The sequence below is a fragment of the bacterium genome (assembly GCA_016700035.1).
In the GTDB taxonomy this organism is placed as follows: Bacteria; Patescibacteriota; Saccharimonadia; order CAILAD01.
In genome coordinates this window covers 756,173-779,571 of the sequence record CP064998.1, presented here as the reverse complement: position 1 = coordinate 779,571, position 23,399 = coordinate 756,173, and the positions used below count along the sequence as shown (strand labels likewise).

Here is a 23,399-nt window from a genome sequence, read left to right as displayed (position 1 = left end):
AAACTACGTATTGCCGAGAGTCTTATATCGGAGTACACTGTTGGCAACCCTGCACCTTCTATAAGAAAGGGAATGTGATGAGTGGTGACCTGCAGTATCGAGATGTGAGGGCAGCCGCCCTTGGTCTGGTTGGTAACGCCATCAGCGCACTTGGTGGCGAGCGACCAGCAAAGCTGCCAGTGGGTTTTCGTAAGAGTCCACTGGACTGCGTAATCTCTCGGGCATTCCGAGCCTCACTACCTCAGCCGGTGGCTGTGTATTGCGATCGTGTCCTTGTTAGTGATCGTGGTGATGCAACAGCGGTTGGGGAAGCTTGGGGCGTGTCGCCTCGGGCTTGCTCCATCGAATCAGTGGATGAGGACATGCGACCGGTATTTGGCAATACGGCAACCGTTTATGACGTGCAGTTGCCAGAACAGCTACAGGTGTTCATCGACGCCTTCGACGCCGGCGAGCTTCCCGACCTGGATGCAGAACTGCGGTACGAAGGGCTAACACGGTGGTTCGACAATCCATACGCCAGCGATACCATGCCTTCGGCCGTAATGACTGGTGACTCAGAGGCCTGACAGTAATTTACTTCAACTAAACCACGTAGTGACAAAGCTACGTGGTATTTTTTTGCTCTTTTTTACGACTTAGTTGTTTTGGTAGGCCTGGGTGTTTTGAAAAGTGAAAAATATACAAAATTTCTAAAATTCCCAGAGTATTAATAATTAGAAAAACTATAAACCAAACCTTGTCATTAGATCGTGCGGTTTTCCAAAGTGCAACTGCCTTCCAGAAAAGTGACCAAGCATACACCAAGGCAATCCATAGAAAGTTTTGTTCTATAAAATTCCCGATTGATTGATTAAAAATGTTCTGATCCATAGTTTGTATTATATACCTAAATAATTACGAATAATCGAATTGGTCGGGGTGAGAGGACTCGAACCTCCGGCCTCCTGGTCCCAAACCAGGCGCGCTAGCCAACTGCGCCACACCCCGAAAACTGCCATATTCTATCAGATATATTACTATTTTTCAATGATCTCTAAGTTACTGCGCTTGATTGATGTCGCGTATTCGAATAGTAATAATCTCACGAATTAATTTTTCCGGCAGGGGATTTTCTACACTAAATTGAATTGTGCCCTTTGAGGTTTTATAGTCTTGAAGTTTTGAGGCTAGCTCTTCGGTAGGTCCAGATGTAGGGAAGAGGCTCAGATGGTTTTTAAAGGCTGCAAAATGCACCAGTACTTTGCCTTTGTAGGTCATAGTTGGCATACCGTAGCTAATTTTTTCTAAAGCCTCGGGCGCAACAGCTAAAACTATATCGCGAATACGTTCTAGCTCTGCCCGCTGGTTTGGGTCAAGCTGATTAAAATAGGTGTCGATGGATGCCGTATGTTTCATACAGTTATTTTGAAGTGCCTGAAATATTATCTTTGGAGGGCCATCTGGGACTCGAACCCAGGACACCCTGCTTAAGAGGCAGGTGCTCTAACCAACTGAGCTAATGGCCCACGCGGGAAATTCCTGTGGAGATATCTTATTGTAACTGCATAATCGGCTGAAAACTAGGATATTTTACTATATCTAGTGGTAATTTTCAAGATTAGCTCCAGAATAGAACATTGAAATGTGTGAAGTCTGGGTTTATGCTTAAAACATAAATATTTAAAGGAGTCTTTATTATGTATAGTGATCCCTCGGTTAGTTTTTCTAGCACGCCTGGGCCAGTTGTTGATCCGGCATTTGCTATGTTTTATATGTTTTTTTGGCTAGCTCTTGCATTAGTGCTCATAGCTTCACTGTGGAAAATATTTACTAAGGCTGGTCAACCGGGCTGGGCTGCAATTATACCAATCTATAATTATTATATTATGCTCAAGATTGTTGGTCGCCCGGTATGGTGGCTACTATTATTTCTGATTCCGTTTGTGAATATTGTAATTGCAATTATTATTGCGCTAGATCTAGCTAAGGTATTTGGTAAGAGTACGGTCTTTGGTATATTTGGGTTGATCATATTTGGTTGGGTTGGCTATCCAATGCTTGGCTTTGGTAAAGCTCAATATCAGGGGGTAGATGCAAGTTCTACTACGCCACCACCTGCACCTCCTCCGGCAACTCCAGTAGCCAGTTAGCCCTAAGGGGCTACGTGTCACTATAAAAGACGAGTTTCAATACTCGTCTTTTATAGTGGTGAATGTTGCAATCTGAGGACTTGTTTATGGCTCTCGATGATAACTTGCGCTCAATAAAATGGCGCGCCCTGAGGGATTCGAACCCCCGACCTTGTGGTCCGAAGCCACACGCTCTATCCAGCTGAGCTAAGGGCGCTTGCTAGATGGTTATTATACCTGAATAATCTGACTAAATCGAGAGGAACTAAAAAACCAAGTGTGCTGCTGCCACAACTTGGTTTTTGGTGCTGCTAGTTTTAGCAGTGCTACTGCTGAAAACCATTATAGTCTTGTGTGGGGAATTTGCAATACTTATGCCTAGTTGGATTCTATTATTAATATAATACATTGGTAAGTTTGATGATTAGTGCTTCTCCAGGAATAGCAAGTCGGATGTGTACTAATGTATTTTCTCTAAACAATGGTGATCCTCGGAAGGGCTTTGTTATCTTGTTGGTTTGAAGATCAACTTACATTACTGAATCAATTTCACCGGTAGGTGCAATGATAGTGAGTAGTTTATAACAAGAGCCTTATCGAAGTGAGGTGTAGGTAGTTTTAGGTATTCTACTTACATTAAGGGTAGATGTTTTAAAAAATATTGACATTTTTATAAATATAATGTAGTGTTTATACAATTTTCAGGTTCAATCGAGAAAGACCTGGAAAAGTACCTTCGAAACCTGTAAACTACAAGGGAAAGTAGACATATGGCCATTGTAAAACCACGTATTCAATCCGGTTTCATGGAGCTTAATCCATCAGATCAGATCATCTTCAATAGGATGCTCGACACGATTCGTGGCGTATATGAACTATTTGGCTTTACGCCCGTTGAAACCCCGGCTATCGAATTGTCGGAGATTCTTTTTGCAAAGGGCGGAGGTGAGACTGAGCAGGAGGTTTACCGATTCGAGCGTGGTGGCCGCGATATGGCCCTGCGTTACGATCTGACGGTACCCACCGCACGTTACGTCGCGCAGTACGAAGGTGAATTGTCATTTCCGTTCCGTCGTTACGCGATTGGGAAGGTGTGGCGAGCTGAGCGTGCTCAGGCGGGGCGATTTCGTGAGTTCTACCAGTGCGATATCGACATCATCGGTTCTGACTGCGTCCTCTATGACGCTGAAGTTCCGAGTGTCATCTATGCAACCATGCGTGCGCTGGGGTTCACGGATTTCACGATTCGTGTAAACAACCGTAAGACGCTCAACGGACTGTTCGCAGAGCTTGGTGCCGGCGATCAATCGGTTCAGGTAATGCGAGTGGTCGACAAGCTGGAAAAGATTGGATCTGAAGAGGTGCGATCTCAGCTTGCTACCCTTGGCATGTCCTCAGGCGCCGTCGAGCGCTTGATGACCTTTCTTGCAATCGATGGCAGTCCTGATGATGTGATTGCTGGCTTACGTGCGCTGGATGTCAAGAATGACCTCTTCCAAGAGGGGGTTGATGAGCTCACCACCATTCTGGAGGCGATGCGAGGTTTCGGGATTCCGGAAGAGAACTTCCGGCTCGACCTTGCGATTGCTCGAGGTCTCGACTACTACACTGGAACCGTTTACGAGACGGTTCTGAACGATTATCCAGGCGTAGGTAGCGTCTGCTCAGGTGGGCGATATGATGATCTGGCATCTTACTACACTAAGACGCGTCTTCCAGGTGTTGGTATCTCCATTGGTCTTACCCGCTTGTTTTACAAGCTGCGTGAGGCTGGTGTGGTGGAGTCTGGATCATCTACGCCTTCTCGTGTACTGCTGTGCCCCATAGATGAGACAGGGCGATCGGGTGCTATCAAGCTGGCAAGTCAATTGCGCGAGGCCGGTATTTCAACCCAGATCTACCTCGAGGTCGTGAAGCTGGCTAAGCAATTACGCTATGCCGATCGACTCGGTGTGCCGTGTGCGGTCATCGTTGGTGAAAAAGAAGTAGCCGAGGATGTGTACACGGTTAAGGATATGGTGTCTGGCGAGCAGGATTTGCTTACCATCGACGCCCTTATCAAGAAGCTCTCCTAGTACCTACAACTGAAAGGAAACCAAGATGAGTGGAGATCCTGCTCACGCTGGTGGTCGCCGGGAATTTCTGGTGACTCTGGACATTGGCGAGAAGGTGGCATCGTTCCAGAATGTTGGAATCAAGACGCCACCTGCTGACGACCCATTCTTCCGACGCATCCAGTGCGACGCAGTGGATGCGTTGCAGGAGGCGCTCGGTAATGATATTCCTGTCCGAACCGTCAGTATGTCGGATCTCGCAGGTGAAGTGTTGTCGCATGCCTACCGTGCCCGCAAGACGGAAGGTGGTTTGATTGTCAGTACTTGCCGTGAGTTCGCTGAACCGATGAAGGGGGTTACACTCGACATCAATCGTATGGTTGATCAGTCGGGTAAGAGTCTCGGAATCGGCCCGCGGCCTGGTGCAGACAGTATCGACGAACAGTTGCGCGTGATCAAGTTGCACGCCTAGGATCGTCCTGTAGTTATCGTGGAAGATGGTATCTTCTCTGGGGGCACTGTGCAGTTCATTGTTGACAGGTGTCGGCAGGCTGGCATCGAGGTTAGCCAGGTGGTGGTCGGCTTTCGTTTTCCGGGGTCACAGGAGCGCATCGATACTTTGATGGGGATGGGGGTTGAGGTCACCTGGCTCGAAGAGTTCGGCGATTTGGTGGACTGGGTCCCTGATCACGATTTCCTCCCGATGGTTCCAAATTGCGGCCGCATTCTCGGCGTGTTGCCATTTGGGGATCCGGTGCCCTACTACTCGCCCACGCGGGCCGCGTATTCCATTCCGTACTTGCATCCTTTCTCCCCGGTGGAGGATTGGGCGAGTATTCCCACTGCTACCAAGCGGGATTTGGCGAAGGTCTGTCTGTCCTTGAGTCAGCAGATCTATACCAAGCTCGATTTGATGAACGACCACAAGGTGAGGATCGAGGAGGTTTTGGCGGCACCACAGCCGGTGACCATTCCATTCCGCCTCGATCACGGTACCCCAGGCTTCACGCGACGGGAAGCTGTAGGAGAGTTCTTGAATGAACTCTCGCATGCAGTCGCGTTCGATCTGTATCAGGCTACGTAGCGGCTTACTACACAAAACCCCGAGTGAAAGCTCGGGGTTATTTTTAATTTAACTATTATAGAAGTATTATAAATGTTCGTGTTCTGTACGATTACTTGATTTTGTTGCAAGGCTTATCGCAAGATTTACAGCTTCTTCTGGATTTTTTGCCGCCTCTATTTTCACATGCTTACGACCATCGAAGTATTGCCCAGCCATTTTATCGGCCCAGCCACCAGTCCCCGTAAGAGCAATAAGGGGTATGTTGGCTTGATATGCTACAACCATCTCATTGAGAGTGCCAGACCCACCTGATATAGCAATAATAGCATCACAGCTTAGGGCGAGTGAGAATTCTCTTCCACCTCCACGCTCTAATCCTGTAGCAATTATTACATCAGCATCTTCATAGGTGGCGAGATCTTTACCGTATGTTACACCAACCGTCAATCCATTCGCTTTTTTTGCCCCACGACATGCCGCCGTAGATAGGGAGTCATAGTCTTTTTCGGCTCCAAAAACTAGTATGGCATTTTGTTTTGCGATTAGTTGACCCACTTTTTCGGCAAGTGAAAATAAATCTTGATTTTTTTCAAGATCTGCGGCCGAACCCATAACACCAATTTGTAAGCGTTTTTTCATGATAATAAAAAGTGATTGATCAAAGATAATAAAAACCAACCAATAATATCATATATCTAGCTTTAGGGCAATATATGGCTTTGATAGGTTCGCCTTATATACGCTTTTTTGCTATAATTTATAAATGACACAGCCGAAAATTAGTCGAGCAGAATATGAAGCTATTGAGCGACGCATCGCAGTACTGCGGAGTGAAGATGAGCAAGCTACGCAGGAGCTGGCTGAAGCTACTAATAACGGTGCTGAAACTTGGCATGATAATGCCGCCTTTGATGCTGCAAAAGATAGAAAGAACATCGCCACACTGAGCCTAACGAGATTAGAGGCCCTGTATAAGCAAGCCAAAATTATTGAGCCGTCAGAAAATCCAAAAAAAGTTGAGATAGGTACATGTGTGACGTATTTTAATGAAGATGCCGGACAAGAACACTCGGTTTGCTTGGCGGGTGATGCGGCCTGGCTGATGGACGAAAATTGGGCCAGTGTGAAGGCTCCGCTGGGAATAGCACTATTGGGCGCTAGAGTAGGTGAAGAGCGATCTTTTTCACTACCTAGCGGTGAGGTTCACATTAAGGTAATTGCGATTGCGCCAACTCAATAGCTCACCTTAGCTGCATATTCAAGATTTTGTACTAGAGATAACTTTTTTATCTTTCCGGCCGCCCAGATAACCGTTAATCTTATGCGCATTTATTCTGTATCTGTAGTAAAATGAAAGTTCGGAAAACATCAATGATAAAGATTAATAATTTACGATTTGAATATAATCATACCCCGGTACTCAGTGGAATCTCGTTTACGATAGGGCCTGGCGATCGCATTGGTTTGGTGGGCTCAAACGGTGCTGGAAAATCTACACTTTTGAAACTCATTGAGGGCAAGCTCGTGCCAACCGATGGGCAGATTGACCGTACGCGTGATATCGCCGGCTTTATGCCCCAAGAGCTTACGCCTTGGCATAATCTCACTTGTCGTGAGTGCATTGAAGAGCTGACTGGTATTCGAGTAGCCTATGCCGAGCTGGAGACGGCCAGTGCTAATATGCTAGAAGACGAAGATGCCTATAATACGGCCCTAGAAAAAGTTGATTCTATCGGCGCTTATACGTTAGACGAGCGTTTGCCACGGGCCCTCCAAGAAGTTGGCCTGACAACTAGTTTTCTAGATAAGAAAGTTGGCGATCTTTCCGGTGGTCAGCAAACCAAGCTGGCTCTGGCCTCTATTTTGGTGGCCAAATATGATATCTTCCTCCTGGATGAGCCGACCAATAATTTGGACATTGCTGGGATTGAAATACTCGAGCGCTTTATAGCTGGCTCTAAGGCTGGCTTTCTAATTATCTCGCACGACCGTCGATTCTTAAAAGAAACCATGAATAAAATTGTTGATCTTAAGCCAGATGCTGGTGGGATGGAGTTTTTTGGCGGTGGCTATACCGATTGGCGTGTGGCTCAGGAGCGGGAGCGGGCCAGCCAGGCCAAAGCCCATCGTGAAGCTGTTAACGAGCGGGCTAAGCTTGAAGGTGCGATGCAACGTAAGATGGCTCAGAGTGTGCGGACTGATCGGGCGGAAAAGGGTGCCAAAGATAACGATAAAATGGCTACTGATAAGAAAAATGAGAATGCCAGCAAGACACTAGCTAAAGCTTCTAAGGCCCTGGAGACTCGCCTGGGTCGGCTGGAGGATATTGAAAGACCAGATGAGGAGATAGATTTGAAGCTACTCTTCCCTACGACCGATACAAAGCCGGGTGGCGATATGGTGAAGCTCGAAAAAGCCACTGCCAAGTACGAAGACAAGGAGCTCGGTCCGTATAATTATACAGTTCGCGGTGGTGATCGAGTGGCGGTGATTGGCCCAAACGGCGAAGGGAAATCTACTTTTGTAAAGCTACTCGCAGGCTTATTGATGCCAGCAAAAGGTAAGCGTGAGGTTGCTGAAGCTACATGTATTGGGCTAGTGGAGCAACAGCCAGAGTTTGATCGCCCGGATGAGCCATTGGTGGATAATGTGGCCCGGATGTCTGGTGCCGATGGCACGAAAGCTGCCACCGAATTAGCTCGCTTTGGTATTGCACGCGAATCGCAAATGTTACCGGCTAATCGAGTGAGTCCTGGTCAGCGGGGTAAGGCATTTTTAGCCGTACACGCCCTGCGAGCTACAAACTTGCTTATTATGGACGAGCCAACCAACCACCTCGATGTACGGGCCGCCGAAGCGCTCGGTAAAGCGCTGGCTACCTATCCTGGTTCTCTCATTGTGGTCAGTCATGATCGAGAATTTTTAGATGACGCCAAGATATCTAGATTTGCAGTAATTCAAGAAGGTAGGGTACTGAGCGAAAAAGAGACAGCGGGATACGTAAAAGTCCATCATCTTGCCCGCGAAAAAGACAAGGAGTAGTATGGCGGCGTATCTCGACCACGCAATTGTGCAGGATGAAATATTTCCTGGTGTGCCACTAACCATTATTCAAACACCCGGTAAGGCAATGGTGCATTTTATGACCATTGTAAATAGCGGCTTTAATCTAGCACCAAAACACCAATACGAACTACCACATCTTTTAGAGCATCTAGCTTTTGAAGGTAACTCTACATATCCTAGTGGCAAGACAATGTCGATTGAGCTTGAAACTGCCGGCATTTATCACAATGCTGCCACCAGTCCAGGGTTTAACTGGTACGAATTCAGTGGCCCACAGGCTTCGCTAGGGCTGATTCAGAAACACGTCATTGCTCAGCTCTACACTCCACTGTTTGCAGAAAAATCTATTACCCAGCAAAAGCAGGTAATTCATAATGAGCTACATCGTAATCGTGAAGAAGACGGTTATCTGGTGTGGGAAAATATCTCTCAAGCATTGTGGGGTGATATTACATCAACAATTAATGATCGTATTGTAAAACTACCAAAGATCTCACGCCAAGATATTTTAGATTTTTATCATCAGTATTATATTCTCCAAAATTTGCATTTTGTGGTCTGTGGTGATATTTCTAACTCTGCTATCAAGAAGCTGAAGCAGCAGTTTAGATTGGGCCTAAAATATGCACCTCAAGGAAAGCATAGTTTTTATAAACCTCAGCTAAATCGTATTTCGAAAAAGAATATTATTGTTTCGCGAGCAACCGCACAAGATGTATCAACGTTTGATCTGCGCTTCTACGTACCTTATTTAGATGATCAAACACTGGCCACAAGACGAGTTTTGCGAACATATCTGGCAGGTGGCTTGGGTTCTGTTATGCAACGTGAACTGCGCGAAGCTGGCTTAACCTACGGCATTCGAGCGTTTGTGATGAATCAATCGGAGCATAGTGGGTTTGGCTTTTCTGACCAAGTTCCACATAAAAATCTAGAGCATCTTTTGCAGAAATGTTTTACGTATGTACAATCGATTGCGGATGGCGAGATTGATGAAGTTGCGTTTGCGCGGGCTAAAGGTCAAATAATGAACTCTCAAGAGGGAGGCCTGCAGCGCTCGAGTGATTTTCTCAACTGGTATTTTGACGAATTATGTCATAGGCGGAAATTACAATCGCCAGCTGAATATTATGCCGAGCTAGATTCAGTTACGATAGAAGATATGCGCGTAGTGGCCAAAAAGTATTTATCAGCTAAAGAAGCACATTGGCTACTTTCGGTCGTCACCCAAGCTGAAGATATGACTGAAGAAAGTTTGTTAGCGGAATTAGAGGGTGTTTGAGTAACATGGCTCCCCTCAGGCATTAGCGAATTTGATCAGGCGAGCAGAGCTTGCTTGCACGGGGTCAAAGTATTAATGAGTTCTACTATTTCGCTACAATTGGAGCAATGATTGTTTTATCTTGCCAATATTCACAATCAGCTGGAGGATCGACGTCAACTACTTCATAAGTAATATCATGAAATCCGGCAGCTTTAAGGCGCAATAGATGTTTTTCTGAGAATTTAGTTGCCTCATCAGAATAGTAGGTGAGTACCCCGCCTTTTTTCAGGAGTCGATATGCCTCTTCGAAGAACCAGAAGTGATTACCATGAATCTCTTTTTCTGTTAGTGGGTACGTATCAAAAAGAATACCGTCAAAGCTACTATCCTTAAGTAGTGGAGTAATATCTTCCCAAAAACCAGACATAAGATGCATTTTGCCACTTGCTATTTGATCAGGATACATAGAAACGGCATTCTTGATCACATCCGGGTGGCATTCTATAGCTATATGCTCTTTGAGGTTTTCTGAGCTTTGTATGTAGCCCGCTGAGATACCCATACCGAAACCAAGCTCCAGCACTCGACCACCCTGCATAGTTGCAATTTGGGCAAGGCGCTTCATATAGCCGTCTTCCCAGTCTTCCATAACGGGGTGTCCGGAAATTTTAAGCGTGTGGTCATCAAAAACGGCTGGAGTTTTGTTCCAGTCGCTACGCTTTGCGGGGAAGCCAATGTTTTTTCGTGATTGTGTTGTATCCATAGAAAGATTGAATTATGTGTATATTATAACAGTTATGCTAAGTATAGTCAATACTATTGTGCCTAGCACTACACATTAGTTATATTCTAGTATTTTTATCGGGAAAATTGTAGAGTATGAAGAGATGAATCTTGCAGAAAAAACTCCATATTATTCGTATGACTTAGAAAAAATCCATAAGAATTATAGTGTTTTTGAGAAGGCCTTACCTGGTATTGCTTTGAGATACGCGCTTAAAAGCAATCCAATGCCGGAAGTAGTGAAAACTTTACAGGGATTAGGGTCGGGCTTTGAAGTTGCGTCTAAAAGTGAGATAGCGCTATTAATTGCGAATGATGTTGATCCAAGGGAAATAATTTTTAGTAATCCGGTTAAAATACCAGGAGACATTGAATTCGCTCATAGGAAAGGTATAACGGTCTTTGCCTATGATTCTGCAGAAGAAATCTCGAAGATTTCAAAAGGTGCACCTGGAGCTTCGGTGCTTTTGCGTCTTCGTGTTTACGAACGTGGGAGCGTATTTTCATTGCAAGATAAGTTTGGAGCAGAAGAGCGACAAGCTCTGGCTTTAGTGAAGAAAGCCCAAGAGGCAGGTTTGCGCTTTTATGGACTGAGTTTTCATGTTGGCTCGCAGTCGCTCAAGCTCAATACGTGGAAATATGCACTTGAGAAAGTGAAGAGAATACAGGGTGTACTACGTGCACAGGGAATAGAAATAGAAGCCCTGGATCTAGGGGGTGGATTTCCTTACGGGTATCGCAATATGAAGGCACCCAGCCTCTTAGACATAGCAAAAGTGATCAGGCCATATGTTCGCTCACTCAAAATTCCAGTTGTTTTCGCTGAGCCGGGAAGATTCATGGTGGCAAATGTGGCAACGTTAACTACTAGTATTATTCATCGGACAGTGCGGCGTGGAGGGACCTGGCTTTACCTAGACGCTGGAACATATAATGCACTTTTTGAAGCAATGAACTTCCAGGGCAACATTCAGTATCGGGTTGAGGCACTTGAGAATAAGTCAACAAAGCAGGCAAGCTATGTTTTAGCGGGACCAACCTGTGACAGTATTGATACAATTACAACTTCTGTGCGGCTACCTCATGACCTAAAATTAGGCGATAAATTGCGTTTTTATGATGTTGGAGCATACACGAATGCGCTTGCAAATGGCTTTAATGGCTTCAAGCCTCCAAGGGCAATTTTTGACAAATAAATATTGTAAAAAATGAATAAATATGATATAATCATATACCTATTCGTGAAAAGTACCTCAAATAAGGAGTAGCCATGCTTCACGATTTCTGGAATGGCCTCCTAGATAGGGCCGACTACTATGCGGTTAACCCCGCCATTTTCATTGCTTTATACCTCATTACTTGGCCTCAGGTATGGTATTCGTGGTACTTGCTCGTGCGCTCTTATCGGTGCAGCGACAAGGTCGCTTTTCGGCGAGCCATCTGGTACAACCGCGTTGTAACCTTCGCACCGTACATTTACGTGCTGGTGTGGGGGCGTAACTTTCCCCAGTGGCTCATCCCGTCCAGCATCGCCTTCATGGTTGCGCTCACGCTGGTGTTCAAATATCAGTTGGGCCATGGTCTACTGTTGCGGCTTGCCGCGAAGGTGGACCGAATGCGAGAGAAGTTGTCAGCTATCCGAATGCGCTTTGTGCGCAAATCGACTCGCTCACGTTGAGCGGAAAGGAATCAAGATGACCGACATTCAGGTGCGATTGGTCGAGGGTGCTGAGCGTGAGGCCGCACTGGCTGTTGAGGAGAAGATCTTCCGCGAGGAGAACTACCCCTACGACTACCGCCAGTTCGACGACCAGAGCCGCGTTTTCGGCGCGTTTGACGGTGACATCTGCATCGGGGCGTTGCGCATGATCGGCGCCGGTCGGCATTTGCCGCCATTCATTACCGACTGCCAGCTCTGGCATCCGGAAGTCCCGATGGCACTTTTTCACACGGGGCAACTTGAGGAGCTTGGTACGGTGGTTGTAGTTGAGGCGAGCCGATCTGCCAATATCGCACTCGAGTTGTACCGGGCAGCCTTCCAGACTTCTCGAGGTTTGGGGGTAACCCACTGGGGTATCGTGATGGAGGCAGAGAGGACTGAGTTTCTCAATACCGCCATTCATACTACCTTCGAGCAATGTGGCGATATCGGCTTTCATGATTGGGCAATCCCGCCCTACATCATGGATCTGCTGGAGTTTGAGAAGAATATGCATGACTGTGATCCCGCGTTTTACGCGTGGGCCACTGAGGGCATGATCTCGGCTCCAGTATATGGGGAGGTCTTATGAGACCTCCCCATTCTTTTACTATATAATGAGTTTATGTTTTCCAATGTGTTGTATATCTTTAGCATTGTCGCTATTGGCGTGCTGGGGCTTATCGTCATACTAGCGAATTCAAAGGGTTACCAAAACCGACTGCTAGCTTGCTTCAACTTTTCGGCAAGTCTGTGGCTTTTGACGAATTTTTTAGCCTCGATTGCGACACGAGATACGTCTGCATTGTTGTGGTCGCGTCTGGCAGTTATACCCGCTGTTCTGAGTGCCTCATTTTTTCTCTTATTAAGCTTGAGTTTTCAACCTAGTCCGAAAAAGCGACCGTGGCTAATTGTTGCCTTGGCGGTTGCGTCGCTTAGTTTTACGTTTTTGGCGCCAACTAATTTGAACGCCACATCCATAACAGCCGGCCAGAATAATCTAGTCGTAGGCCCACTCTACATCCCGCTGTTGGCATATCTGTTGCTATGTGTAGGTGGTGGTCTAATCGTACTTGGCACAAGCTACCGTAAAGCCAGAGGTATGCTTCGTCAACAGATCTTATATGTCTTTACCGGTATTATTCTTGCATTTGTGCCAGTTATCTTTACTAATGCAGTGGCAATTTTGTTTGGGATTAATAGTTTTTTGGATACCGGACCCAGTTTTGTGCTTATTTTTGTTGCCTTTAGCTCATTTGCTATTGTGCGTCACCGGCTACTCAATATCCGAGCCGTCGTCGCTCGCTCGCTAGCCTACGTATTCTCGATTGGTGCCTTTTCTCTCATCTACGCTTTTCTGGCCTTTGGTTTGGCGCAAGGAGTATTGCTAAAAAATGTACTTACCACCCAGCTTTCACGTCAGATCTTTAATGTCGTTTTGGCCGTCGTTTTGGCTTTTACTTTTCCAACTATTCGGCGCTTTTTCGAGAAGATAACAGACAGGGTATTTTATCGAGATCGCTACGACCCACAGAAACTTGTTTCAGACATTGGTCGAGTATTAGCATCAGAAATTTTATTAGAAAAACTTTCCGCCAAGGTGCTAAAAATACTTGATGCGCAGATACATCTAGCCAATAGTAATATTGTGGTGATGGGTGAAGATGGTATTTTTTATCAAACCCATGCTAATAAAATCCAGCAGCTCTATCATGCACCGGAACTTACACGGTTTAATAAGGGTGTGACGCTGGTAGATGAGGTAGTAGATGCCCAAAAACGAGATATTCTTGATCGCCACAACGTTCGGGCTGTTTTTCCATTGCGTACTAGAGAGGCGTTTGTGGGGTACCTTTTGCTGGGGGAGAAGCAGTCGGGAGATATATTCTCTTCGCAAGATGTACAGACCTTGCAGATTATTTCTGATGAATTGGCGATTGCAATTAATAACGCGCGTTCATATCAGGAGATTCAGGGCTTTAACGAAACATTGCGTGAAAAAGTTCGTCAGGCGACGGCCGAGTTGCGACATGCCAACGCAGAATTGAAAGAGCTGGATAAAGCCAAAGATGAGTTTATCTCGATGGCTTCACATCAATTACGTACGCCATTAACGGCTGTGCGGGGCTATACTTCGATGGTGATGGATGGGGACTTTGGGCGAGTTTCAAAAGAGCAGAAGGAAACACTCAAGCAGTCTTTTGATGCCGCTACACGGATGACGCGCTTAGTGGATGACCTTTTGAATGTATCGCGTATTCAATCTGGTAAATTTAAGATTGAGCGCACGGATGTAGATCTCAATAAAGTTTTACCGGAAGAAATTAGTATGCTAGCAACTGCGGCAGAAATGAAGCACGTGGTGATTAATTTTCATGTACCAAAAGAGCCAGTGCCAATTTTGCAGATTGACGAAGGTAAGACCAGGCAGTGCTTGATGAACTTGATGGACAATGCAATTTATTATTCATCGACTGCTCGAGATGGTGGTAAGGTGGATGTTTATCTCGAAGCTAATGCTGGCTGGGTAAGCTTTAGGGTAGTAGACAACGGTATTGGTGTGCCAAAGGCTGAACAAGCCAAGCTCTTTCAAAAGTTTTATCGTGCACCGAATGCTCAAAAGACTCGCCCTGATGGCACGGGGCTTGGCTTATTCTTAGTTGGTAGAGTTACGAAAGATCAGGGTGGTGAAGTTATTTTTGAGAGCGAAGAGGGTAAGGGGTCGACCTTTGGCTTTAAGTTACCAGTCAAGGCCGCGGGCGAGGATTTGACTGGTGCTGTGGGTGATGAGGCGGCTACGGAGTAATCTGGTATTAAACAGGGGGTTTTTAGTATTAGAAAAGAGGGATACAAGGATTTTCAGGGTTTTTATACTAATAAGTTTATTACTAGTAGGATATAGGTCGGGGTTGGTTGCTAGCCATCAGATAGGATAAGCGGTATAATTTTTAATCATGGAAGATAAAGTGCATAAATCTGATGTTCCGAGTGTCAATGAAAAGGCCGATGTCGTTGTTGTTGAAGATGATCCGTTTATTTCACGCATGTATCAAGTCAAGCTAGCTAAAGCTGGTTACCATATCGCCATGGGTGTAAATGGTCGCGAGGCAGTGACGCTAATTAAGCAGCATCAACCACGCCTAGCCTTGGTTGATATTAATATGCCCGAGATGACTGGTATTGAAGCGGTTAATCAACTAAAAAATGATGGCTACGATTTTTCACGTACTAAAATTGTTTTTCTTACCAACTCCAACAATCCAAATGATATTGAAAAAGCTAAGTCGATGGGGGCGGATTATCTTATAAAAGCCGATCAAACTCCTCGTGGTGTCCTGGAATTAATCCGACGTAAACTAGGTGAAGCTTCGGCTTAAGCATAAGTAAGTTGCACAAAGCCCCGTGTAGGCGATAGACTAGAAGTATGCAGTTGATTGATCTTGGCATGTTTTTGGTGATTTTTATCATTTTCTATTTGCTGGGGGCGGGGTTTGTTAAAATTATCCATCTTATTCGTAAAGATAAGAGTAAGAATTATCGGATTGGAGTATTGATATTTGCCTTACTGGTAGCTGCAATGATTACTTATAACAACCTGGGGCGGTGGGACGGGCGCTATGCTGATCCGGCACAACTCTTCCAGCTTCAAGAGGAAAATTAATATGATAGTGATGAATAGATTAGAAGATTTGATTGTGCGAGATAAGCGCGTATTGGTACGAGTAGACTTTAACGTACCACTCCACAAAGGTGTAGTAATAGATGAGTTGCGGATTGAGGCAGCTCTGCCAACTATTCAATACTTAATCAGTCAGCGGGCCAAAATAATTTTAGCGAGTCACCTTGGTCGCCCAGACGGTAAGTCCGATCCACAATATTCTCTGGAGCCAGTTGCAGTATTGCTTTCAAAGTTGTTACGGCGTGAGGTGTTATTTTTGCACGACTGCGTGGGAGATTCGGTGCGAGAAAAAGTTTTGCAGATGCGTTTCGGTCAGGTAGCTTTATTGGAGAATTTACGTTATCACGCTGAAGAAGAGGCTGGCGATCCTAAGTTTGCGCGTCAGCTCGCAGATTTGGCAGAAGTATATGTAGATGATGCTTTTGCGGTAGCTCATCGGGCGCATGCGTCTTTGGTGGGGGTACCTAAACTCTTACCTCATGCTTCTGGTAAATTATTGCAGACCGAAGTGGTGACATTATCTAGCTTGATGACCGCACCCAAAAAACCGTTTGTAGCCATCATTGGTGGGGCAAAAATATCTGACAAGATTGAGTTTATGAAAAATCTCATGAAAAAAGCTGACACAATTATTATTTCTGGAGTGATGGCCAATACTTTTTTGGCGGCACAAGGCCATAATATGCAAGCTAGTGTACTGGATAAAAAAGGCTTCACGGTTGCCCGTGAGATACTAGCTACTGCAAAACATAAGAATATTGAAATTATTTTGCCAGTTGATGTAGTGGTGGCATCTAGTCCGACATCGAAGCGTACACGAACGGTTACTGTTGGGCAGTTAGATGATGGTGATATGGCGCTTGATATCGGTCCGGCTAGTACCACCAATATACATGTTGCCTTGCAGGATGCTCGAACAATATTTTGGAATGGTACGCTTGGTTACACCGAGGAAGAAGCTTTCCGCACGGCCTCAACAGTAGTTGCAAAAACAATTGCTAGCTCTAGGGCTTTGTCGGTTATTGGAGGTGGTGATACGGTTGGATTTATTGACTCTTTGGGTATGCATAAGGAGTTTGGATTTATCTCAACTGGCGGTGGTGCAGCCCTGGAGCTATTAGCTGGCAAGAAGTTGCCTGCAGTGATGGCATTAACAAAGTAGGAGAAGATCATGGCAAAGAAAGCTCAATCGAAACCCAAAACATCCAAACTACATAAATTTGTGGGACGCGATAAAATTGAAGCTCATCTATCGCGTCAGGATCGAACCTATAGGCTGTTGTTCTTCTTAAGTTTTAGTTTAAATGTTATTTGGATGATTATTTTTATCTTTCTAATCTATTGGATTTATACACCAGCTAGCGATAATGTTTTAATTAACAATGGTTTAAAGCGGTACTGTAATCCAAATAGTAAGGCAGCTCAGTTTTATCAGATGCATAGTGCAAACATGGAGCCCGATAGCGATGTATGGCACCGAGTTTGTATGGGGCCATCTTCTTCGAGCGTAAACAGATAGTCTTTAATTTTAGCGCTTAAAGAGGGGCGCCGCTATTGTAGCTTGCGGTTGGTCCTGGCTCGGCGAGGGGCTGACTATCACTCACGCTAGGTGAAATTTGGGGCCTTGGTGCAGGAATGGGCGGAGGTGATTGAATTGGTGTGAGTGGCGGGGCCTGAGGGATTGGTGGAGCTGGTGTGGGGTAGAGAGGTCGATCAAAGTGTATGGCGCTAGCTGTTTGTGCTGGTGGCGGAGCTTGTGGCGTAGGGGGCATTTGGTTGACTAATGGCGCTGGCATAACAGGCGGAGCTTGCGGCGTAGGCGGTGGACTCTGAGGAGGTAGTGGAGCTAGGCCTGGATTAACTGCGGCTGTTGTATTTTGTTGCACCGGCTGAGCTGGCGGTCGGATATCATCGGCAATTTCTATTAGCCGATTATATTTTGCCACTCGCTCACCGCGCACAGGCGCTCCAGCCTTGAGTCCAAAAGCTCCAACGCCATAAGCAATATCAGCTAGATAAGTATCGTTTGTTTCGCCTGATCGATGAGCTAGAATTACCTTCACGCCAGATTGCAGAGCAGCCCGAATGGCATCTAGCATTTCGGTAATTGTGCCGGTTTGATCGGGCTTAATGACTGCTCCGCCAATTAGTCGTTGCTGGCCAAGCTCGGCAATCCGGCCAGCTGCAGTTGCGGTTGTGGCATCGCCAATAGCCATAAATTTACGACTCGGTTGGGTGAGTAGGTATTTTAATCCCTCAATATCATTTTCTGCGAACGGATCTTCAATGGAAAGAATTGGGAAGCGCTGATCCCACTGCATATAAGTAGCGCCCAGCTGATCCATTGAGATAGCCTGACCGCCCAGAGTGTATTGTCCGTCCTGGAAGAGATTATAGGCGGCCATGTCGAGGGCGATTTGATAGGCCTGATTGTAGCGTCGGGAAAGTTGCTCAAAAGCTTCCAGCACAGTTTCGGTGGCAATGCCAATTGGCGCCATCGATCCTTCTTCAGAAACTAGTTCAACGCTAGGACCATAGAGTGAGCGGAAAATTTGCTTGGCTGTATGGTGCACGCTATAAATTAGTTCAAGCGAGGCGGCAGGATCGGTACTCTTAGGTACAATCATAAATTCCTGCACATCCAAACCTGGAGCATGGGCACCGCCCGACACTAAATTGGCATATAGTCGAGGCATATCTGGTGTAGTGCCAAGAATATCGGCGGTGGCACGCCAAACTTCTTTATCTTGCTCGTAGCAGGAAAGCAGGAAGTAGGCTCCACTCATAGCAGTTAAGGTGTTGCTACCCAGGTTGGATTTATCCGGCGTACCATCGAGGGCATTGAGGAGAGTGTCAAAGTCAGCTTGATGGGCTAGGGGGTAACCAATAAATTTTGGCGCAATGATATTTTCAATAGCTTCAATATTGCCAGTAACAGTATTGCCGTCGTAACCACCACCAGCATTATCACGACGCTCTTTGGCCTCGCGCACTCCAACCGACAAACTGCTGGGCGCATCAAACCGCGCATGGTTACCACTGGCGGATTCCATACGAACGCGGATTGTCGGCTCCCCCCTCGAGTCGAGTACCTGGTAGGCTTTAATCGAGGCAATCTGCATCTTGAGCTAAATTATACCATAAGGGTTTTGTTATGAGCGCATAAACTGATCGATAAATTACCCCACACGACTGATGCAGCGGGGTATTGAAAAAAATTACGTAAATGGACGGATTGCCACTACTGTTGCCGGCAAAGTGGCCAAGTCTATTCGTGTCGGGTCGCAAGCGAGCTTAATCGGCTTAGTGCAGCCCTGTCGATCACAACCAGAGTTGGAGCAGTTGTTGATAACGGCTACCATCTGCCGATGAGTTGGCATATTGGGCTGTGGCTGATTGCGGTGCAGGGCGGTGTGGTCGCTAACCTCAGTAATAACGCGTTGGCAGGGGAGCTCGCGAAATTGTTTGGCGATCGGATCGGCTTCATAGGCACGACGTGGGTAGTGTATATGATGAACGTTTAAGTCGAGTTCCAGTAACTTAGTTAGGTTACGCCGAGTTGCCTTGACGCTAAAACGGGCATAGGGGCGTCGCTTACGTTTAGACAAGGTGCGCCTCCTCCTGGTTTTTGAGGGTATTATGTTTATGCTAACTCGAAGTTATGTCCACTGACAAGTATAATAATGGGTATATGTCTAATAAATCACCACACCTGCAGTTTCCAAAGAACTTTTTGTGGGGAGCTGCCACAAGTTCGCACCAAGTTGAGGGTCATCAGGATAATAATTGGACCGAATGGGAAAAAAAGCACGCTACAGCATTAGCGCGAGGATCTAAAAAAGCTTTCGACACTCCAGCAGTGCATTGGTATCGCATTAAAGATGAAGCCATTACGGCTGAAAATTATATTTCTGGGCGAGGTGTGGATCACTTTAATCGGTACGAAAAAGATTTTGATATTGCCCGCACCTTGCATCATAATGCCCATCGTTTTTCTTTCGAGTGGAGTCGTATTCAGCCTCAGCGTGGTGTTTTTGATAGCTCGGCAATTGAGCATTATCGTCGAGTCATCACGGCACTTCATCGGCGCGGAATTGAACCACTGGTTACGTTATGGCATTTTTCATTGCCAAAGTGGGTGGAAGATCAGGGTGGCTTTACTAATCCTAAGACCATTACTGATTTTGAGCACTACGCCGAGCGTATGGCAAAGGAATTTGGCCATGATGTACGCTACTGGTGCACCATGAATGAGCCGGAGGTTTTTGCTAGTTTTTCGTATTGGTTGGGATTTTGGCCACCACAGCAAAAGAATATTGCAGCGGCGTTTATGGCATATACATCACTAATGCCTCGAGCTCACATTCGAGCCTACAAGGCTATTAAGAGGCATTCTCCAAAAGCCAAAGTGGGGATTTCTAAAAATATGATGTGGTATGCCGCCGATGGCAGATTATTGACACCGGTTTTAGCTGGTATGCAAAACTGGTTTGGGAATTATTATTTTTTAGATCAAATTAAAGCTTACCAAGATTATATTGGCTTGAATTATTATTTTAAATTTACCTTGCGTGGCTTGCATTGGCGAATCTCGGATCAGAACCCGTCCGACATGGGCTGGGGCTTACATCCAGAGGGGATGCAGGAATTATTAAAAATGATTGGCGCACGCTATCCTAAGCAACCAGTAATTATTACAGAGTGTGGCCTAGCTGATGGACAGGATGAGAGTCGTGCTTGGTATATAAAAGAGCTATTGCGTAATGTGCATTCGGCCATGCGAGCCGGCGTGAATGTGCAGGGCTTTATATATTGGGCTTTGCTGGACAATTTTGAATGGGACAAGGGATATTGGCCCAAGTTTGGTTTGGTAGCAGTGGATCGGAAGACGATGCGTCGGACGGTGCGACCAAGCGCTAGAATATATGCCGATATTATTAAGGCTGGTGGCTTAGATTAAAAAAATTACCCCGGCAAGCTATTGGCTAGCTTACCGGGGTTCGACCCCTGAACTACCCAGCGGTTCAGGGATAGAGCTTAGGCGACATTCAGGTCTGAGTTCAAATCTGCACTGGGTGCAGGTCGCTCAATCTGCTGGCTGTCGCCAACTCCGCCGGTGGGCGGGGTGACGGCCGGCCCGTTAGGACAGCCGGAGTAGTCTGGCGCCCAGTTGACCAGTGCGTCACTGCTACCGGATGCCTCACCGGCCGAGACGAACGTGACAGGTTCTGCTCGGATGAGCGTCACGGTGAACGAGCCCTTTGCAGGAATCATTTCCTCGTGCTCATCGGAGTTGGTCACCGTCTCGACGTAGATCGAGATGACGACGTCGCTCTCGGTGTTGTTGATGAAGGCCAGCTCGACGGCGCAGTTTGTGTTCAGGCTACTGCGCCCATGCAAGGCGCTGTTTATACGTGGTTCGTGCGTGACTTCGATCGTGGAGGTGGTTGCCACCACCATGTCGACGCCGTGTGTCGACTGAGGCTTGCCTTCGGTGCGCACCAGGTTGCCTTGGGCAACCATCATCACAATGATGATCGTCATGATGATCAGTGTCACCACTAGCGTGATGGCTGTCAGTCGGGTATTCTTGGTGGCCATGCCACACCTCCTGGGTAAAAGGGGTACACTTCAGATTTTGAAGATAATTACTATAATAGCATAAGTAGCATGAAAAGTCAATAAGCAATATGGTCTTACTCTTGAAGAAACTACTTAAAACTGGTAAGATAGCTCAAGTTTTCTAGCCGTGGCCCCATCGTCTAACGGTTAGGACATCAGATTTTCAATCTGGCAATCGGGGTTCGATTCCCCGTGGGGTCACCATATTAGGATTTGGCGACAACGCAATACGAAACAGCTCATTTACCCCTGGTATCGGGCTGTTTTTTTGTGTTCCACCAACTAAATCTTCGTAAGTTGGTACTGCGTTAAAGATAGCGCCAAAAAAGGCTGCTTTTCGGAGCGGATTACGGAGGTGAAGCAGTATATCTGCTAGGTGTTCCACCAAGTATCTTGCATATTGCAACACGACTTCCATATCTACCGTTTCTGCCGATTTATTAGCTTGTTGTTCATCTAGCTGGGTAAGCTGTTTTTCTAGCCCCTCAATATCCTCCTCTATGTATTTAATTGCCGTTTTGCTGGTAACGAGTTTCATGCGGTCTACTCCAGCCTTAATCTGCGTTTCAATAGCCTGGCGTTGTTCTAGGACTTTCTGGTTGTCCTGGGCGGTCTGAGCTTGTTTCTCAAGCCATGCTTGCTCAATAGCGCTCATAAGGTCGGCTAGCTTTTCTGGGGCAATCTCAAGCCGTCTGACAACATCATCTATGGTTTGCTCGAATACAGCCTTTGGGACACGGAAATAGTGGCCATCCTTACTGCAATGGTAGGCTGGGTAGTATTTACCGGCTTTACCACGTGAGGCACTGCCAAGTAATGTTCTCTTGCACTCTGAACATGTCACCACCTTTTTGTATGGAAACTCTGGATTGTGCATATTCTTATTCGTCAAGTGTGCTGGCGGTTGTTTGCGGTACAGCGTTACGACGTTTTGAGCGTCAATCTTAATGATGTACTTGCCCCGATTAGCTGCGTTATACAGTGCTGGCAATACCAGACCGTCAAACTGGGCTTTGACTGGTTTATCGTACGTCCATTTCTCTTTAATCACACCAGCATATATCGGGTTGTGTACGTAGCGGTCAACCATTTTAGCGGTCATTTTATGTCCGCCGATTTGTCTGACAATCTTGGTCCGATCATATTTATCACGCACATAGCGGATGCGGGTTCTAAAACCAAGTCGATTGAGTTCATCAGCGATCTGCTGGTCGCTGTAAATACTCTCGGCTCTCATCTCAAACAGTCGTATCATATACGGTGATTCTTCGGGATGTGGTTGCAAGATAAGGCGTTTACCATTCTTGGTATCAACTTTCTGACTAATAAAACCATACGGCGGCTGGCGCATCCAGTAACCAAGCTGGGTGTAGCGGATTTCGGCACCGATCATACGGCTCATAATGTCGCGCATTTCGTCTTTAGCTCGTTCCGCTTCTAAGTATTCGGATTTCTGCGTAGGATTGAACTCACTCCAGTAGTATTTGAAGCCAGTGTGTTCCAACGTATTAACTTGTCGTTTACCAATGACACCGTACATATCCTCAAGAGCAACTCCAAGTTTGGTTAGCTGTCTTTTTAAGGGGGAATAGTAGTCACCGCCACCACGAGTAAAGCGGTCAATAGATTTAATTAACACTACCTCAATGCCTTTACTCTTGTCTTTGCAGCGGTTGATAACTTCCTGCATTGGCTGGTCTTCGTGCGAGGCAGACTCCATCAGGATGACAGTTTCGGTAATAATAATATTGTGTGTAGCGGCGTAGCGTTCACCTTGCTCACGTTGAGCTTCCGGTGAGTCACCGTCCAGCCCCTGTTTATCAGAGGACACCCGTATGGCAAGTAGTCCGTTGCGAGGTTTACTGTTTTGGGACATCTTCTTGCCTTATCACTTTGAGGAAAATACGCCCATTGCGCTGATCTTCAAGTATTTTCTCGACAATCAGGTGAGCAAACAACGTAATCCGCTGCTCGGTCGTGTATGAAAACGTTTCAACAACGAGCGGTTTTGAATTGTTCTTGCTACCTTTTGGCCTCGACATATACCCTCCATGT

At 46.2% G+C, this 23,399-nt stretch carries 24 protein-coding genes, 4 tRNA genes and 1 pseudogene; 17 read left to right on the top strand and 12 right to left on the bottom strand.

Annotated features, from left to right (window positions below; all coding sequences use genetic code 11):
• The first annotated feature begins 77 nt into the window (after positions 1-77).
• Positions 78-569, top strand: coding sequence for a hypothetical protein (locus IPM44_03900; GenBank protein QQS26832.1), 492 nt, complete (start codon positions 78-80; stop codon positions 567-569).
• A 37-nt stretch (positions 570-606) separates the two neighbouring features.
• Here IPM44_03900 and IPM44_03895 read toward each other — a convergent pair whose 3' ends face one another.
• From IPM44_03895 to IPM44_03880, 4 genes are all read right to left on the bottom strand, one after another.
• Entirely contained in the window at positions 607-873 is a 267-nt protein-coding gene (locus IPM44_03895; protein QQS26831.1) for a hypothetical protein, read from the bottom strand.
• 40 nt (positions 874-913) lie between these two features.
• Positions 914-990, bottom strand: a tRNA-Pro gene (locus IPM44_03890).
• Between the two features lie 51 nt (positions 991-1,041).
• The gene (locus IPM44_03885; GenBank protein ID QQS26830.1) at positions 1,042-1,398 is read right to left on the bottom strand and encodes a DUF1801 domain-containing protein; all 357 of its coding nucleotides are present in this window, start codon (positions 1,396-1,398) and stop codon (positions 1,042-1,044) included.
• Positions 1,399-1,431: 33 nt separating this feature from the next.
• Positions 1,432-1,508, bottom strand: a tRNA-Lys gene (locus IPM44_03880).
• A gap of 237 nt (positions 1,509-1,745) precedes the next feature.
• On the opposite strand from IPM44_03880, the pseudogene IPM44_03875 reads away from it, so the two are divergent.
• Positions 1,746-2,069 (top strand): annotated as a pseudogene (locus tag IPM44_03875) (signal peptidase I).
• A 182-nt stretch (positions 2,070-2,251) separates the two neighbouring features.
• On the opposite strand, the gene IPM44_03870 reads toward IPM44_03875, so the two are convergent.
• Positions 2,252-2,328, bottom strand: a tRNA-Arg gene (locus IPM44_03870).
• Positions 2,329-2,881: 553 nt separating this feature from the next.
• Between IPM44_03870 and hisS the strand changes: the two genes are divergently transcribed.
• From hisS to IPM44_03855, 3 genes are read left to right on the top strand one after another with little or no spacing between them, the layout of a single operon-like run.
• The gene (hisS, locus tag IPM44_03865; protein QQS26829.1) at positions 2,882-4,186 is read left to right on the top strand and encodes a histidine--tRNA ligase; all 1,305 of its coding nucleotides are present in this window, start codon (positions 2,882-2,884) and stop codon (positions 4,184-4,186) included.
• Positions 4,187-4,211: 25 nt separating this feature from the next.
• Positions 4,212-4,637 (top strand): hypothetical protein, encoded by a 426-nt coding sequence (locus IPM44_03860; GenBank protein ID QQS26828.1) that lies wholly within the window; start codon positions 4,212-4,214, stop codon positions 4,635-4,637.
• Between the two features lie 18 nt (positions 4,638-4,655).
• Positions 4,656-5,249, top strand: a complete 594-nt coding sequence (locus IPM44_03855) for a hypothetical protein (GenBank protein QQS26827.1) — start codon at positions 4,656-4,658, stop codon at positions 5,247-5,249.
• Between the two features lie 66 nt (positions 5,250-5,315).
• On the opposite strand, the gene IPM44_03850 is transcribed toward IPM44_03855, so the two are convergent.
• Complete coding sequence (locus tag IPM44_03850) at positions 5,316-5,870, bottom strand: hypothetical protein (protein QQS26826.1); 555 nt, start codon at positions 5,868-5,870, stop codon at positions 5,316-5,318.
• A 124-nt stretch (positions 5,871-5,994) separates the two neighbouring features.
• Here IPM44_03850 and IPM44_03845 point away from each other — a divergent pair, with 124 nt between their 5' ends.
• The 3 genes from IPM44_03845 to IPM44_03835 all read left to right on the top strand — a co-directional run bounded on the left by IPM44_03845 (position 5,995) and on the right by IPM44_03835 (position 9,579).
• A complete protein-coding gene (locus IPM44_03845) occupies positions 5,995-6,471 on the top strand; it encodes a GreA/GreB family elongation factor (protein QQS26825.1) in 477 nt (158 codons plus the stop codon).
• Positions 6,472-6,581: 110 nt separating this feature from the next.
• Positions 6,582-8,273, top strand: a complete 1,692-nt coding sequence (locus tag IPM44_03840; GenBank protein QQS26824.1) for an ABC-F family ATP-binding cassette domain-containing protein — start codon at positions 6,582-6,584, stop codon at positions 8,271-8,273.
• Position 8,274: 1 nt separating this feature from the next.
• Positions 8,275-9,579: an insulinase family protein gene (locus tag IPM44_03835; protein QQS26823.1), complete on the top strand. Its 1,305-nt coding sequence runs from the start codon at positions 8,275-8,277 to the stop codon at positions 9,577-9,579.
• 85 nt (positions 9,580-9,664) lie between these two features.
• Here IPM44_03835 and IPM44_03830 read toward each other — a convergent pair whose 3' ends face one another.
• A complete protein-coding gene (locus tag IPM44_03830) occupies positions 9,665-10,324 on the bottom strand; it encodes a methyltransferase domain-containing protein (GenBank protein ID QQS26822.1) in 660 nt (219 codons plus the stop codon).
• 124 nt (positions 10,325-10,448) lie between these two features.
• Here IPM44_03830 and IPM44_03825 point away from each other — a divergent pair, with 124 nt between their 5' ends.
• The 7 genes from IPM44_03825 (at position 10,449) to IPM44_03795 (ending at position 17,241) form a co-directional block, all read left to right on the top strand.
• The gene (locus tag IPM44_03825) at positions 10,449-11,540 is read left to right on the top strand and encodes a type III PLP-dependent enzyme (GenBank protein QQS26821.1); all 1,092 of its coding nucleotides are present in this window, start codon (positions 10,449-10,451) and stop codon (positions 11,538-11,540) included.
• 498 nt (positions 11,541-12,038) lie between these two features.
• A complete protein-coding gene (locus tag IPM44_03820) occupies positions 12,039-12,635 on the top strand; it encodes a hypothetical protein (GenBank protein QQS26820.1) in 597 nt (198 codons plus the stop codon).
• 33 nt (positions 12,636-12,668) lie between these two features.
• On the top strand, positions 12,669-14,849 hold the full coding sequence (locus tag IPM44_03815; protein QQS26819.1) for a hypothetical protein: 2,181 nt from the start codon (positions 12,669-12,671) through the stop codon (positions 14,847-14,849).
• Positions 14,850-14,997: 148 nt separating this feature from the next.
• The gene (locus IPM44_03810) at positions 14,998-15,420 is read left to right on the top strand and encodes a response regulator (protein QQS26818.1); all 423 of its coding nucleotides are present in this window, start codon (positions 14,998-15,000) and stop codon (positions 15,418-15,420) included.
• Between the two features lie 47 nt (positions 15,421-15,467).
• Positions 15,468-15,704 carry a hypothetical protein gene (locus tag IPM44_03805; protein ID QQS26817.1) on the top strand — a complete coding sequence of 79 codons (237 nt, stop codon included), beginning with the start codon at positions 15,468-15,470 and terminating at the stop codon, positions 15,702-15,704.
• Positions 15,705-15,714: 10 nt separating this feature from the next.
• Positions 15,715-16,884, top strand: a complete 1,170-nt coding sequence (locus IPM44_03800; protein ID QQS26816.1) for a phosphoglycerate kinase — start codon at positions 15,715-15,717, stop codon at positions 16,882-16,884.
• Between the two features lie 9 nt (positions 16,885-16,893).
• Complete coding sequence (locus IPM44_03795) at positions 16,894-17,241, top strand: hypothetical protein (GenBank protein ID QQS26815.1); 348 nt, start codon at positions 16,894-16,896, stop codon at positions 17,239-17,241.
• Between the two features lie 16 nt (positions 17,242-17,257).
• Here the strand turns inward: IPM44_03795 and IPM44_03790 are convergent, their stop codons facing one another.
• Positions 17,258-18,844 (bottom strand): hypothetical protein, encoded by a 1,587-nt coding sequence (locus tag IPM44_03790; GenBank protein ID QQS26814.1) that lies wholly within the window; start codon positions 18,842-18,844, stop codon positions 17,258-17,260.
• Between the two features lie 96 nt (positions 18,845-18,940).
• On the bottom strand, positions 18,941-19,330 hold the full coding sequence (locus tag IPM44_03785) for a hypothetical protein (GenBank protein ID QQS26813.1): 390 nt from the start codon (positions 19,328-19,330) through the stop codon (positions 18,941-18,943).
• Positions 19,331-19,413: 83 nt separating this feature from the next.
• Here IPM44_03785 and IPM44_03780 point away from each other — a divergent pair, with 83 nt between their 5' ends.
• The gene (locus IPM44_03780) at positions 19,414-20,682 is read left to right on the top strand and encodes a glycoside hydrolase family 1 protein (protein QQS26812.1); all 1,269 of its coding nucleotides are present in this window, start codon (positions 19,414-19,416) and stop codon (positions 20,680-20,682) included.
• Between the two features lie 77 nt (positions 20,683-20,759).
• Here IPM44_03780 and IPM44_03775 read toward each other — a convergent pair whose 3' ends face one another.
• Positions 20,760-21,323, bottom strand: coding sequence for a hypothetical protein (locus IPM44_03775; protein ID QQS26811.1), 564 nt, complete (start codon positions 21,321-21,323; stop codon positions 20,760-20,762).
• A 150-nt stretch (positions 21,324-21,473) separates the two neighbouring features.
• Here IPM44_03775 and IPM44_03770 point away from each other — a divergent pair.
• A tRNA-Glu gene (locus IPM44_03770) sits at positions 21,474-21,548 on the top strand.
• Here IPM44_03770 and IPM44_03765 read toward each other — a convergent pair.
• Together IPM44_03765 and IPM44_03760 are read right to left on the bottom strand one after the other, a co-directional pair.
• Positions 21,508-23,220, bottom strand: coding sequence for a recombinase family protein (locus IPM44_03765; protein ID QQS27376.1), 1,713 nt, complete (start codon positions 23,218-23,220; stop codon positions 21,508-21,510). The genes IPM44_03770 and IPM44_03765 overlap by 41 nt on opposite strands.
• Complete coding sequence (locus IPM44_03760; protein QQS26810.1) at positions 23,204-23,386, bottom strand: hypothetical protein; 183 nt, start codon at positions 23,384-23,386, stop codon at positions 23,204-23,206. Before IPM44_03760 ends, IPM44_03765 begins: the two co-directional genes overlap by 17 nt.
• Positions 23,387-23,399 lie beyond the last annotated feature (13 nt).